The organism is Marinobacterium mangrovicola (genome assembly GCF_004339595.1).
Lineage (GTDB): Bacteria > Pseudomonadota > Gammaproteobacteria > Pseudomonadales > Balneatricaceae > Marinobacterium_D > Marinobacterium_D mangrovicola.
In genome coordinates this window covers 752949-766852 of the sequence record NZ_SMFU01000007.1, presented here as the reverse complement: position 1 = coordinate 766852, position 13904 = coordinate 752949, and the positions used below count along the sequence as shown (strand labels likewise).

General features: G+C 58.6%; 10 protein-coding genes. 4 read left to right on the top strand and 6 right to left on the bottom strand.

Translation table 11 applies throughout. The annotated features are described in order from the left end of the window. Positions 1–6: 6 nt before the first annotated feature. From CLV83_RS04435 to CLV83_RS04425, 3 genes are read left to right on the top strand one after another with little or no spacing between them, the layout of a single operon-like run. Complete coding sequence (locus CLV83_RS04435; RefSeq protein WP_132288071.1) at positions 7–402, top strand: DUF2069 domain-containing protein; 396 nt, start codon at positions 7–9, stop codon at positions 400–402. Further along, positions 386–2074, top strand: coding sequence for a SufS family cysteine desulfurase (locus CLV83_RS04430; protein WP_207894727.1), 1689 nt, complete (start codon positions 386–388; stop codon positions 2072–2074). The genes CLV83_RS04435 and CLV83_RS04430 overlap by 17 nt, the downstream gene beginning before the upstream one ends. An 18-nt stretch (positions 2075–2092) precedes the next feature. After that, positions 2093–2992: a LysR family transcriptional regulator gene (locus CLV83_RS04425; protein WP_132288065.1), complete on the top strand. Its 900-nt coding sequence runs from the start codon at positions 2093–2095 to the stop codon at positions 2990–2992. A gap of 23 nt (positions 2993–3015) precedes the next feature. On the opposite strand, the gene CLV83_RS04420 is transcribed toward CLV83_RS04425, so the two are convergent. The 6 genes from CLV83_RS04420 to CLV83_RS04395 all read right to left on the bottom strand — a co-directional run bounded on the left by CLV83_RS04420 (position 3016) and on the right by CLV83_RS04395 (position 12591). Continuing rightward, complete coding sequence (locus CLV83_RS04420; RefSeq protein WP_132288063.1) at positions 3016–4965, bottom strand: DNA topoisomerase III; 1950 nt, start codon at positions 4963–4965, stop codon at positions 3016–3018. Then, positions 4946–5716, bottom strand: a complete 771-nt coding sequence (locus CLV83_RS04415; protein WP_132288060.1) for a fructosamine kinase family protein — start codon at positions 5714–5716, stop codon at positions 4946–4948. Before CLV83_RS04415 ends, CLV83_RS04420 begins: the two co-directional genes overlap by 20 nt. A gap of 9 nt (positions 5717–5725) precedes the next feature. Continuing rightward, positions 5726–8059, bottom strand: coding sequence for a putative bifunctional diguanylate cyclase/phosphodiesterase (locus CLV83_RS04410; protein WP_132288057.1), 2334 nt, complete (start codon positions 8057–8059; stop codon positions 5726–5728). Beyond that, the gene (locus CLV83_RS04405) at positions 8056–10137 is read right to left on the bottom strand and encodes a DctP family TRAP transporter solute-binding subunit (protein ID WP_132288054.1); all 2082 of its coding nucleotides are present in this window, start codon (positions 10135–10137) and stop codon (positions 8056–8058) included. Before CLV83_RS04405 ends, CLV83_RS04410 begins: the two co-directional genes overlap by 4 nt. 115 nt (positions 10138–10252) lie before the next feature. Next, positions 10253–12175 carry an alkaline phosphatase D family protein gene (locus CLV83_RS04400; protein ID WP_132288051.1) on the bottom strand — a complete coding sequence of 641 codons (1923 nt, stop codon included), beginning with the start codon at positions 12173–12175 and terminating at the stop codon, positions 10253–10255. A 74-nt stretch (positions 12176–12249) separates the two neighbouring features. Then, complete coding sequence (locus CLV83_RS04395) at positions 12250–12591, bottom strand: DOPA 4,5-dioxygenase family protein (protein WP_481318828.1); 342 nt, start codon at positions 12589–12591, stop codon at positions 12250–12252. Positions 12592–12682: 91 nt separating this feature from the next. On the opposite strand from CLV83_RS04395, the gene CLV83_RS04390 reads away from it, so the two are divergent. Then, positions 12683–13861: a BaiN/RdsA family NAD(P)/FAD-dependent oxidoreductase gene (locus CLV83_RS04390; protein ID WP_132288048.1), complete on the top strand. Its 1179-nt coding sequence runs from the start codon at positions 12683–12685 to the stop codon at positions 13859–13861. The last annotated feature ends 43 nt before the right edge of the window (positions 13862–13904 follow it).

Genomic DNA, 13904 nt, shown 5'->3' with positions numbered 1-13904 from the left:
GAAACCATGACCCTTGCCTGTAAAACCCGCGCCAGCCGTATCCTGACACTGGCCAGTTATTTTGGCCTGCTGCTGCTGTTCACCCTCTGGTACATGCTGATTCTACCGGCCCAGGCGGAACATCCCTGGGTGATCTGGCTGGTACACGTGGTTCCTCTGGCCGCTTTCATGCCGGTGGTGATCAAGGGCTACCCTCGCGGCCATGCCTGGCTCTGCTTCGTACTGCTGATCTATTTCACCGAGGCGGTACTCGCCTCCCTGGTGCCGGCCACCCGCTGGCTCGGCCTGATCGACGTGGCCCTGACCTGCACCCTGTTCACCAGCGCCATGATGTTTGCTCGCTGGCAGAGCCGCCTGACTAAATCCCAACAACATGCCCAGCAACATGCAGCACAGGGCTGATCCTAATCGCCTGAGACGCGACTTCCCGATTCTCTCTTCGCGCGTCCACGGCAAGCCCCTGATCTACCTCGATAACGCTGCGACCACGCAGAAACCCCGCAGCGTTATCGACGCCATCAGCAACTACTACAAACGCAGTAACGCCAACGTCCACCGCGCGGCCCATGCCCTTTCCGCCGACGCAACTCTGGCGTTTGAACAGGTGCGCCAGGAGCTCGCCGACTGGATCGGCGCCGCCCATCAGAATGAAATCGTCTGGACACGCGGCACCACCGAGGCGATCAATCTGGTCGCTTACAGCTACCTCAAGCCGAGACTCAAGCCGGGTTCACGCGTACTGCTGATGGAATCCGCCCATCACGCCAATATCGTGCCCTGGCAGCAGATTGCTCGGGAAGCCGGCGCCGTGATCGACGTGCTGCCCTGCGCTACGGGCGAGATCGACCTGAAGCTCTTCGGCGAACTGCTCGGCAGAGGTCCTGCGATCGCCGCCATCAGCCATGTCTCCAACGCGCTGGGCAGCATCTACCCGATTAAAGCGATGTGCCGCATGGCAAGGGAAGCACAGGTCCCGGTGCTGGTCGATGGCGCCCAGGGGCTGCCTCACACCGACATCGATGTGGGTGATATAGGCTGCGATTTCTACGCCTTCTCGGGTCATAAGCTGTTCGGTCCCAGCGGCATCGGTGCACTCTGGGCACGCGAAGCGATCCTTGAACAGATGCCGCCCTGGCAAAGCGGCGGCGAGATGATTGAGCAGGTCAGTTTCGATGAGACCCGTTTCGCCGGTCTGCCGTTTCGCTTTGAGGCCGGCACCCCGGATATCGCCGGCGTTATCGGTCTTGGCGCCGCAATCCGTTACCTGCGGGAGAGCGATCGAAAAGCGCTTGAGCAACACGAGCAGAAGCTGCTGAGCCACGCGCTGGAGTGTTGTGGCCAGGTGAAAGGGTTTCGCTCTCTGGCTGCCGGCCCAGAACAGGCGGCGCTGATCTCGTTTCTGCTCGAGGGCCAACACCCTCAGGATGTGGGACTTTGGCTGGATCGTCAGGGAATTGCGGTGCGGGCCGGACATCACTGTGCCATGCCGCTGATGAGCGCGCTGGGCATCCCCGGATCGATCCGTGCATCCTTCGCTTTCTACAACACCCTCGACGAAGCGGAAGCCTTGGCCAGCGGCCTGCAGCAGCTGATCGATCAGTCACGCACACAAGTCTCTGCACCAGCGGGCAGTGAAATAGCGCAAAACCTGGAAAGCAGCCTGGTTGAACAGGTGCGTCAGGCACCCGACTGGAATAGCCGTTACAGCATTCTGATGCAGATCGGCAGCCAGCTACCACCGCTACCCGATACCTGGAAACGGGACGAATATCGCCTGCACGGCTGTGAAACCCGCGTCTGGATGGTAACAAAAGTCGATGAAGAGGCCCGGATGGCGTGTCTTGCGGACGCGGATGCGCGTATACTAAGAGCCCTCCTTGGCCTCCTATTACAAAATATCAATGGCCTCACCCCACAGGAAGTGCTTTCGCTGGATCTGCCTGAGCGGATTCGCGAACTCGATCTGGAGCGACATCTGAGCCCTAGCCGCGGCAACGGCCTCAATGCCATGATCGATGCTCTCCTGAATTTTGCTCGGTTGCAACATACTAACCCAACCAATCCCCAGCCTTGATCCGGGAAGTCATTATCCATGAATCTCAATGACCTCAGCCTGTTTATCCGCGTCGTCGAGACCGGCAGCTTCACTTCTGCCGCAGAGACGCTAAACGTGCAGAAATCGACTATCAGCCGCCGTATAGCGCAGCTGGAAGATGGCCTGGGTGTGCGTCTGATCCAGCGTACCACCCGCAAAATCAAACTGACCCTTGAAGGACGCGAGCTGTTCGATCGCAGCCGAGAGCTGATCGGTCAGCTCGAAGTGGTACGCGATGAAATCGCGGCCGACTCCCATGAGCTGCGCGGACGTCTGCGCATGACCATGCCCAGCGAACTGGGCACCATGCTGATGACCGAAGTGATCGCCAGCTTTATTCGCGAATATCCATCACTGGATGTGGATGTTGAGCTCAGCACCCGTGCCGTGGACCTGATCGAAGAGGGTATGGACCTGGCACTGCGCATGGGCCCACTGCCCGACTCATCAATGATCGCTCGCCGTATCGCCAGCCTGAGTCGCGGTCTGTACGCCAGCCCCGGTTACCTGGAAAAGAATGGCTCTCCCAAGACACCGGAAGACCTGGCGCAGCACCAGTGCATCACCCTGGTGAAGCCGTTCGACACCTGGCGCTTCATGGACTGGAACGATGGTGAGCCGGTGACCTACGGCGGCCAGTTGCGTACCAACAGCCTGAGTTTTGCGCGCGAAATGGCAGTGGAAGGCACCGGCATCTGCCGTATGCCCCGTGTATTCCTCAACAACCTGGTGGAAGAAGGCAAGCTGGTGGAGGTCCTTACCGACTTCACCATGACCCCGACCGAGATTAACGCGGTTTACGCCAGCCGTCGCAATCTGACACCAAGGGTGCGCGCGTTCCTCGACCACATGACAGAACGCCTGCAAAACCACCCCTGGATCTCCAACTGCGCCTAACTATTTAAGTCAGGCGCTCAGCGTTAACCCGCCGCAGCCTTCGATCGGGACCTGCTCCTTGTCGAGCCACTGCGGCTGGTTGAACCCTTTCGCTTCTGCCCTTTACGTCTCGGCTTGGCACTGGACGGAACACCCCTGAGGCTCTCCGGTACCTGACTGCCCAGCTCATCGACCAACTCGCGCAACGACACGCCCAGCGCTTCCATAAACTGGTCGTAGCGCCCTTCGCGCCGCGCCATCGCATCCAGCGATGATTCCCAGTGTGCCGTCAAATCCGGCTTGCTGACACGTTCCGGCAACGCATCGATCAACCCGCGTCCCGCCTGGCTCGACTTAAGCGTCTTACCCTGGCGCTGCAGATAACCGCGCTTGACCAGCAGCTCGATAATCCCTGCCCTTGTTGCTTCGGTCCCGAGGCCATCGGTTTCACGCAGAATTTTTCGCAAACTGTTATCGCTGACAAAGCGGGCGATCCCTGTCATCGCTGCCAGCAGCGTCGCATCGGTAAACGGTTTTGGGGGTTGTGTCTGTTTATCGACCACCTCACCCTTCTCGCACAGCAGCTGATCGCCCACCTCTACCCGAGGTAGTTCATCCGCTTCTTTTTCCCCCTTACCGAGCAGTACCTTCCAGCCCGCTTCCAGCGTCTGCCTCGATTTGGCGATAAACAGACCACTCTCGATGCGCAGCTGAAGCTCCGTATCAGCGTAGCGCCAGTCGGGATAGAACTGCATCAGGTACTGGCGCGCAACCAGACCGTAAACCTTGCGCTCATCGGCAGACAAGCGCTCCACCGGTACCGCCTTGGAGGTAGGAATAATCGCGTGGTGCGCCTCCACCTTCTTATCATTCCAGGCGCGCCCGCGACGGGAGGTATCCGCGCTTTTTACCGCATCGGCCAGATTAGCCTCGCTCTGCCCGATGGCCCGCATCACCGCGGGTGCTTCACCGTGATGCTCCTGAGGCAGATAGCGGCAGTCCGAACGCGGATAGGTGATGGCGCGATGTTTTTCATAAAGCGACTGACAGGCATCGAGCACCGCCTGGGCACTGAGTCCAAATGCCTTGGACGCATCGATCTGCAGTGCGGAAAGATTGTAAGGCAGAGGTGCCGGCTGCTTACCGGGCGAGCGTTTCGCCTGCTCCACCAGCGCCTCTTTGCCGCCGATGCGCTCGGCCACATTCTCTGCCAGTTTACGGCTGAGGATGCGCCCCTCATCATCCTGCCAGCGGGCGCAGGCCTCGCTGGGTACCCAGGTCGCGGTAAAACGCTCCCCCGCCGGAGTCAGCAGATGCGCCCTGACCTCGTAAAAGGGTTTGCTGACAAAGGATTCAATCTCCCTGTCACGGGTCACCACCAGACCCAGCACCGGCGTTTGCACCCGCCCCACCGACAGCAGACCGTCGAAACCGGCCTTACGCCCCTGCAGCGTCAGTGCACGGGTCAGGTTGATTCCATACAGCCAGTCGGCGCGGGAACGTGCCAACGCCGACACCGACAAGGGCACAAACTCACTGTTAGTGCGCACCTTTGCCAGCGCCTTGGTCACCGCCGAAGGATTGAGGTCAGAGATCAGCAACCGCTGGATCGCACGTTTTTTGGTGTCACTGACCTTGAGGTAATCGAATACCTCATCGACCAGAAGCTGCCCCTCGCGGTCCGGATCGCCTGCATGCACAATCTGATCGGCTTCCTTAACCAGCTTACGTAACACGCTGAGCTGAGAGCGCACCTTGGGCCTCGGTTTCAATTGCCACTGATCCGGTACGATCGGCAGATGTTCGTAACGCCACTGTTTGAATGCCGGATCGTAACTTTCCGGTTCCGCCTGTTCCAGCAGATGCCCAACACACCAGCTGACCACATCGCCATTGCCACAGCGAATACAGCCATCGCCCTTGCTCTGCGGCTTAGGTAATACCGCGGCAATGGCCCGTGCCAGACTTGGTTTTTCAGCGATATAGAGTTTCATCGAGTGCTGCCAGCCCCTCTTCACAGCCGGACAGATAAGCATCGCCGAACAGGTTGTAGTGATTCAGATAGTGATAGAAGTTGTAGATGCGCCGCTTCAGCGGGTAATCATCGGCCCTGGGGAACACCGCATCATAAGCGCTGTAGAAGGCGCTCGAGAAACCACCGAACATCTCGGTCATCGCCAGGTCCACATCCGGATCCGCATAGTAGACCGCCGGGTCGATCAGCCAGACATTCTGGCCGTTTCGATCAAACATCACGTTGCCGGACCAGAGGTCACCATGCACCAGTGCCGGTCCACGGCTGGTAGCGTTGAGGAAATTCTCGAGCGCCTCTCGACAGCGCTCCAGCTCGGCCAGAAAGCGCTCGCGAACCGCACTGTCGGCGATACGCCTGATCTGAAACCCAAGACGGTAATCAAGGAAGAACCGCCCCCAGTTATCGCTCTTGATGTTGGCCTGGGGGGATAAACCGATGAAGTTGCCGCTGGCGAGACCGTAATAGCTATGCCGTTGTTTATGGATCTGAGCCAGAGACTCACCGAGCAGACTCATCTGCTGTTCGCTGGCCGATACGGAATTGATCAGTTCCAGGCAGAGCCTGTCGCGCCTGATCTCCAGCCGTGCCGGTACGCGCACTTTAACGATGCCCGCGCGATTGAGCGCAGTCTCAAGCAGCTCAAGCCCCTTGGCCTCGCACAACAGGCTGTCGGAACCCGCCACTGGATTGGTTTTGATAAAGCCTTGCATGCTGTCTCATTACTGAACGATCTGGTGTCCGCCACGGCCGCTCTTGAGCATCAGCTCCAGCTCTTGATGAGGCACGGGTCGACCGTAAAGGTACCCCTGCGCCTGATCACAGCCGAGCTCAAGAAGCAGCTCGGTCTGATTGTGAGTCTCCACCCCCTCTGCAATCAACCCCAGTTTCAGTTTTCCGGCCAACGCGATGATCGCTTCGATGATCACCGCATCATCAGGATCCATCACCGAATTACGGACAAAGGACTGATCTATCTTCAGACGGCTTACCGGCAACCGCTTCAGGTAGGCCAGCGACGAGTAGCCCGTTCCGAAGTCATCGATCGCCAGGCTAATGCCCATATCACGCAACCGCTTCAGCATCGGCACCGACGCGGCGGGGTCTTCCATGATGAAACCTTCGGTCACCTCCAGCTCAAGCCATTCGGGCTTACAGCCAGTTTCGGTCAGAATCCGGGCGATAATACGGTCCAGCCCGGAATCATGCAGCTGCGCCCCGGCCAGATTCACCGACACCCTGCCCGGCTCATAGCCGGCACGGCACCAGGCGGCCTGCACACGGCAGGCTTCACGCAACACGTATTCGCCAATATCGACGATCAGACGGGACTCTTCGATCAACGGAATAAATGCCCCAGGCATAACCAGCCCCTTTTCCGGATGCTGCCAGCGCACGAGCGCCTCGGTCCCGGTCAGGCGGCCGCTGTTCATATCCACCTGGGGCTGGTAGTAAACCTCCAGTTCCCGGTTCTCGATCGCCTTGCGAAGGCCCGCTTCCGTCTCCATACGGTTGAAGGCGTATTCACTCATACTCGGATCAAACAGCTTGTAGCGAGCGCCGCCCTTCCTCTTGGCCTCATACATGGCGATATCAGCATTACGAACCAGGGTCTGGGCGTCCAGCCCATCCTGCGGATAGAAGGTCACACCGATGCTGGCATTGACATCAAGATCACGCTCGCCATGGCGCACCGGAGCGCTCAGCGTGTGGATCAGTCGATCCAGCAGCTGGTGCAGCCGGGATTCATCGCCATCCACCTCACTGATCAGAATGAACTCGTCACCGCCGTGGCGGAACAGCTGGTCACGTCCATCCACCTCCAGCTTCAGCCGCTGAGACACCGTCTGCAGCAGGGCATCCCCCACCGAATGCCCCAGACTGTCGTTTATCAGTTTGAAGCGATCCAGATCGATAAAAATAACCGCAAACACGCGATTGCCGGAATGGTGACGACCGATGATCTCCAGCAGGCGCTGATCGAAGTTGAAACGGTTGGGAAGCCCGGTCAACATGTCGTGATTGGCTTCATGGCGGAAGCGGTCGCGCTGGCGCTCCAGCTCCTGCTGGGCAGACTTAAGCGCCTGGGTACGATGGTCAAACGCGCTGGCCAATACATCGAGTTCGTCACCGGTCCCCAGTGGACTGCATGCCCGGTACGGCACCGCTCTGACACGACGGTAGAGTTCCAGTATGGGTCTGGCGATACTCTGACCTATGGCTGCCGCCAGCATGGCCGACGCCAGTGTCAGCAGCAGACCGATACCGATAAAGCGGGACAGGGTCGTCTTAACGATTGAATCAAAATTCTGCTTGGGAACACCTGCCTCCAGGCTCAGATCGAGACGCGCCAGTAGCGGCGTCTGCTCACTGGCGGCCAAGCGTGTCGTCAGGTATTCGGTCTCGTCGTTGTAGTTCAGGCCAACAACCTGTTGCCCGCCGCTAAACAGCTTGAGGTAGGAACTCTCTTCACGCACCGCATGGCTGAGCACCAGCCGGTTGAGATCAAAACCGACGACCAGCGCCCCCTGAGTCGTTTCGTAATAACTGATCGGGGCAATGATCAATAACTGCCCCGTGCCGGGTTCCATGTAGAGGGCGGTATTGCCCATGGCAAGCGCAGCACGCAGTTCCGGCGACTGGTTGAACTCCGGGCGCCAGTCCTGCGCCTGGTAAACCGGGCGACCATCGTAATCAAGCAACGCCAGGGTGCTGAGCGAAGTCCCTTCGGCGAAGTTCTCGACCAGCTTGGGGAGATCTTCCTCACGGGCGCGACTGTCGATCAGGCCATTAACCATAAACGGGTTATCCGCCAGGCGACGGCTGGCCTCGACCAGGTAACCCACCCGGTTCTCCAGCTGGATCTGGGATGAACGGGCGGATTCCCAGAGCATACGCTGTGCCTGACGACCAAGCTCCTGGCTCATCATGTAAACCACTGCCAGGGTAATCACAACCATCGCCAGCGCCACAAAGCCGGCCACTTTGAATACAAGGCGTCGCTTGAGGCTGCGGGTCTGTTGCGGCGAACTGAGCATTTCAAACCTGTGGCTCACTGCGCGACACTCCCTTCCAGCCTGCAACCCTGAGGCGAAACAGCATAGTCATCGAAGCTCAGGGCCCGATGCTGGCCGGGTGCGTAAGCCGGATCATAGTGGCGAATCACCCCCTGCACAGGCGGCAGATTCTCAAGCTGAGTGAGGAGATTTTCGCGGCTCAGAGCGAGCTCCTTATGTTGAAGTTGTTCGATCGATTCTGACAGTAACAGCCCCGCATCGTAACCCCTTACCAGTGCCATCGGCACCTGCGGAGTCACGCCATAGTGTTCAATATACTGCCGTTCCAACTGATTGTAGGCCTGGGCATCGATGTCGGTGCGCAGGCATTCGATCACCTTCTGTCCACTGGGCACACTGTTCCACAGTGATAGCACACTGTGCTCTCCGGCCACTACCGCCAGCTGCCTCAGTACCGGATACTGAGCCGGCCGACCTAACGCGACAACCCAGTATTCACTGCTATCGATCAGTGCCTGCAACTGCTCAGCACCCACCTCGGAACTGCCCACATTCAACTTAACAAGATTGCCGAGCGCTACTCCGCTCCCCCTCAGTGACCGCTCAAGCTGGCCAGCCAGTTCGATGCCCGTAGCGCTGTTCTCGGTTACCAGGCCGATCCGCTTTACGGACTTTTCCTGGGCAGATGCAAGAATCCGCTCCGCCAGATGATCGCTGGACATACCGATGGAAAACAGAGTGCGATTGCCATCCTGTTTAAACAGGCTCGCTTCCACCACCCAGGGCAGCAGCACCGGGATACCGGCCTCGTTGATCAGCGGCAGCTGTTCTCTTAACGTCGCCGCGCTGGTACCACCGAGTATGGCGATCACCCGCGGGTTTCCGACAAACCGTTCCATGTTGCGCAGGGCCAGACTCGGCTGACCGCTGTTATTCATGGCAACGGAACCCAGCTCGGGAAAATTTTTCAGCGCCAGCTCGGCTCCGCGTTTAATATCCACCCCGACATCACCATTCGCGAGCGTCAAATCCATATCGATCCCGATCAAGCTGCGCTCACTAGCCGCGTAACGCTCCATCAGGTACTCATCGCTAATGGCGATCAGATCAGCCCCGATGATCGGCTCGAACCGTTCCACCAGCAGCCTGAGGCGTTCCCTGAACTTTGCTCGCTGCGCCTCGCTCAGCTGTTCGATAGTGACGCCGGAATCTTCGATTTCTTTCAGGAGCCCCTGTTCACGCCGCTCCGTCTCGTCACGCTGCCAGGCGGTCTGCTCCCGAGCACTGGCGATAAGCAGCCGCTGCAACGGCCCGGGAAGCCGATTGAAACTGGTTTCACTGATGGAAAGAACGTAGGCGAGATAGGCGTGGGACGACAGAATCAGATGACTCTGTTCCTGATGAATACCAACGGCATAAATCGCCGCGAGAGGGTTTTCCTGACCATCGACCACACCATCACGCAGCGCTGCCCGTACCTGATGAAAATCGATCGGCACCGCCTCGGCTCCCAGCATCTCGAACTGTTGCTTCAGCAGCCGGCTTTTCATTACCCGGAACCGCTTGCCCTCAAACTGCTTAGGCGTGAGCAAGGACTCATTGGCGGTAAACTGTTTAAAGCCGTTACCCCAGAACGTGAGCCCCACCAGACCGATGCGCGCCATCCGGCTCAGCAGTATCTGGCCGGGTTCGCCATCTAGCAGCGCGTAGACATCATCCTGAGAGGGAAAATAAAACGGCAGGTCGGCATACTGCATCTCTGGCAGCGAGATACTCAGCTTCGCCGTGGGCGTGAGCACCATATCCAGTTCGCTATCGCGAGCCATTTCCAGCATCTGGTGGTCATTGCCCAGCGCCTGGTTGGGGTAGAGCTCTATCTGCAGCCGCCCGCCAGAGTCTTGCTTCACCTGCTCTGCAAGGCGAACCGCTGCCGCGTGCATCACGCTGCCTTCGGGCATGTTGTAGCCCATGCGCAACCGATACTGAGCTGGCGCAACCGCCGTTTCTTTCTGCTCAGCCAGGGGTTGCCCTGAGTCGGTGGGCCAGAGAATAAGTGCGCCAAGCGCAAGCAGTATCAGACTGCCGGTCAGCCAAAGCAGCAACCTTTGGAAGGGCATAGCTGGGGATCCGCCAAAATAAGAACTATCTAATATATATAATGGGGATTAAGACTAACATCCCTGTAAGATATAGGAATGTCCGAGATCAGCTTATTGCACGAATGCCCTCATATCAGCCCCAGTGCTCCTCCTCGTCGCTGAGTGAAAAGCGGGTATCGCGGCCATCGGCACCCAGCTGCCACACCTCTTCCGGCTCGCCATCGGCAGCGAAACGCACCAGCCCCATGCCGGAACTATTCACCAGGCGGCATCCCTCATCAGCCCCTTCGGGCCGCCTGGGCGATACTCTCATGCGACGCCTGCGGGTAAACCAGTTAAGCGGCGACCAGGGTGCGTAAAGCCAGCGGTTGAGGCGATCAAATACCTTCAGCAGACGGTCCGGAAACTCGTTTTTCAAACCACTGCTGGTGATCTGCCAGATTTTTGGCCCGCCCTTGCGAAAGCGGATCTCGATATCGTAGACAAAGGAGTAGTGCACATCGCCCGACAGTATGACGAAGTGCTTGGGCGTACGGGTATGGCGAAAGATATTAAGCATCACATTGGCGGCGCCCGGATGAGCCATCCAGTTTTCCGCATCCACCATCAGTGGATGACCAAACCAGGTGAATACCTTCTGCACGGTTTCGATCAACTTCACACCGAATACGGGCGCCGCCGAAACCAGCACCACCGCCTCCCGGTCCAGCAGTTGCTGCTGCAGCTCGGTCAGCGCCTCCCAGTCCATCAGACCCGAGGGGCTGGCCAGATTGCTCTCCGCGCGCCAGCGTCGGGTGCGCGTATCCAGAACCAGCACCGCCGGCTCCATTGGAATCAGATAATCCCAGCCCTCAAAGCGGGTCAATGTCTCGATCAGCTCGTCATGAGGAGCCGGTCTTCGATCGCCTAACCATCGTTCCACCGGCTCACCGAGATTTTTCTTCAGCGGGCCAGGGTTGTTGCCCAAGCCCTGGCAGAGCAGGTAGGCGATCAGGGCGTTACCGATAATCCGCCGCGAAAACGGATGGCCATAGGCGGATACCTCCCAGGCGGCAGAAAGGTTCCAGTCATCGGTGACATCATGATCGTCAAAGATCATGTAGGTGGGTAGATGGGCCATCACCCGTCTTACCCGGGGTAGCTGCTCGCGGAAGGCATCGATCACCTCTCGCTCCTGGTAATAGAGCGTCGTCTGCTGGTCATCAAGCCCATCAGGCAGCGCCAGCTTCAGTTCGCTCCAGGCACAGGGCGACCAGGCCAGGCAGTAGGCGGCGATCATCTCGGCAAAGCTGATCAGGTGGTTATGCGCGTTATCGGAGGTAAAGATCGGTTTCTTTACGCCGCTGAACAACGACCTGCGTGCGGTCTCCCCTGTCTTGCCTTCGGGCAACAGGCGTTCACGTTGGTAGTAACAATGCTCGCTGCTGACCAGCTCTGAGGTATCCGCCACACAGGCGTCTTCAAACTGCTCATGCCAGAGTCCCAGGCGATCGGACAGCTCATGACAGGCCACGAGCATGGGACCGGCAACATCATCGGCATAGATCTGATCGCCGCTGAGCATCATCACCGCCGGCCAGGTATCAGGCTCGTTGCGGTGCTGCTCCAGCCAGGTATCGGCGCGGGCCATGCCATCTGCGCCCGGATGATGAGGTTTACGGCAGGAACCGTGGAAGATCGCGCCCAGCCTTGATTTTACCTGAAACGAGGGGAGAGATTCGCCGGGATAAAGCAGCTCACTGCCCCACTCCGCCAGCGAGACCCATCGATCCGCGTCTTTATAGCTCAGGTCATATTCAATCGAGCTATCCAGAGGAAAATCACTGTCGGGTTCTATATCCACCAGACGCAGCCAGCAGCGTTCACCAAGAGGCAGGGTCCATACATCCTCGCCACTGAGCTCCCGCTCCAATAGCGTTTGGCCATCGCAGGTAAGCTTGAGCCCCAGCGGGACCTCCGCCGTGGTGAGTAACCAGATAACCAGCCGGTTGGCTTCAACCCGGCGCAGGATCGGTCCGACCAGAATCGTCGGCAGTTCAGCATTCACATCACTCATCGGCACTCAGTATCCAGATACTCCCTGGGTGCCGCTGCGGGAGGCATCCCCTGACTGTTTTTACCAGTGTTCCTTTAGCGGTAGAACTGATCCAGCTTCAGCGGCCTGTCTTCGCCAAGCCAGATCGCACGGTCGCGATGATCCCGCAGATCATCACCCGTATCAGGATGTACGAACACATTGAGCCCCTTTCGGTTCAATGTCAGCCAACCAATAACCTCTCCAATCAGGCAGGTGGCGACGGTCAGCTGGCAGCTCCAGTCGGGGTGAGGGCCCACCGGTTTCTGGTGCATACGCCCCATGGGGATGCCAAATTTTGCTACAGCCCCCTCGCAGAGCTCGCGGGCCTGCTCAAAGCTGTCTGCGTCGTAGTAAACGTGCGCGTGGTAAGAACGGATTACGGGCATTTCTGACATATTAACTCCTTGCATTACCCCGGGGATCTTACCTGAATCAGCCGATGAACGTGGTAAACTGCGCCCTTTTCAACCGGATGCGGGAAATTCAGTGCAGCAATTCGACGTGATTATTATCGGCGGTGGCGCCTCGGGGCTAATGTGTGCAGCAGTGGCTGGCTACCGTGGACGTTCGGTGCTGGTTATCGAGCACACCCGCAAGCTCGGGCGCAAGATCCTGATGTCCGGCGGCGGTCGCTGTAATTTCACCAATATCCATAACAGCGCTGCGAACTTTCTCTCGGGCAACCCGCACTTCAGCAAATCAGCCCTGAGCCGCTACCCGGCCGCCCAGTTTATCGAACTGGTGGAGCGTCACGGCGTTGAGTTTCATGAGAAGACCCTGGGCCAGCTGTTCTGTAACGAATCCAGCAAGGAGATCCTGCAGCTGCTGCTCACCGAGTGTGAGTGGGCCGGCGTGCAGCTGGTCACCGATACCCGGGTTGAAAGCGTTGAAGCACTGGAAAAAGGGTTTCATCTGAGCACCAGTGGCGGTGAACTCCAGTGTGAAAGCCTGGTGATCGCCACCGGCGGCCTGTCGATCCCCAATGGCGGTGCTACCGGTTTCGCCTACGATATCGCGCGTCAGTTCGGGCTCAGCGTGGGTGATGTTCGAGCGGCACTGGTGCCCTTCACCCTGCAGCCCTATGACCTTGAGTACCTGAAGCCGCTCTCCGGTATCTCTCATGATGTCAGCGTCAGCTGCAACGGCACCACTTTCCGTGAAGCGATGCTATTCACCCACCGCGGCCTCAGCGGCCCGGCGATGCTGCAGATCTCTTCGTACTGGAATCCTGGCGATACTATCCAGATCGACCTATTCCCCAACCTGGACCTGTTTGAGTGGCTGAAGCAGCAACGTAATGATCATCCCAAGTCGGAGTTGCTGACACAGATGTCACATCTGATGAGCAAGCGGATGGCCCAAGCGCTCTGCGAGCACTGGCAGTTCAGCGGCCATATGGCGGACCTCAGCAACAAACGCCTGGAAGAGATAGCCCAACAGCTGCACCACTGGACCATCAAACCCGGCGGCACCGAGGGCTATCGCACCGCTGAAGTGACCCTCGGCGGCATCGATACCGATGGTGTCTCATCAAAAACCATGGAAGCCAAAACCCAGCCGGGTCTTTACTTTATCGGCGAGTGTCTGGACGTGACCGGCCACCTGGGCGGACATAACTTCCAGTGGGCCTGGGCATCGGGTGTGGCGGCTGGGCAGGTGGTTTAACCCCTGCTCTACCGCTTGAAATAAAAAAGGCCGATGGCATAAC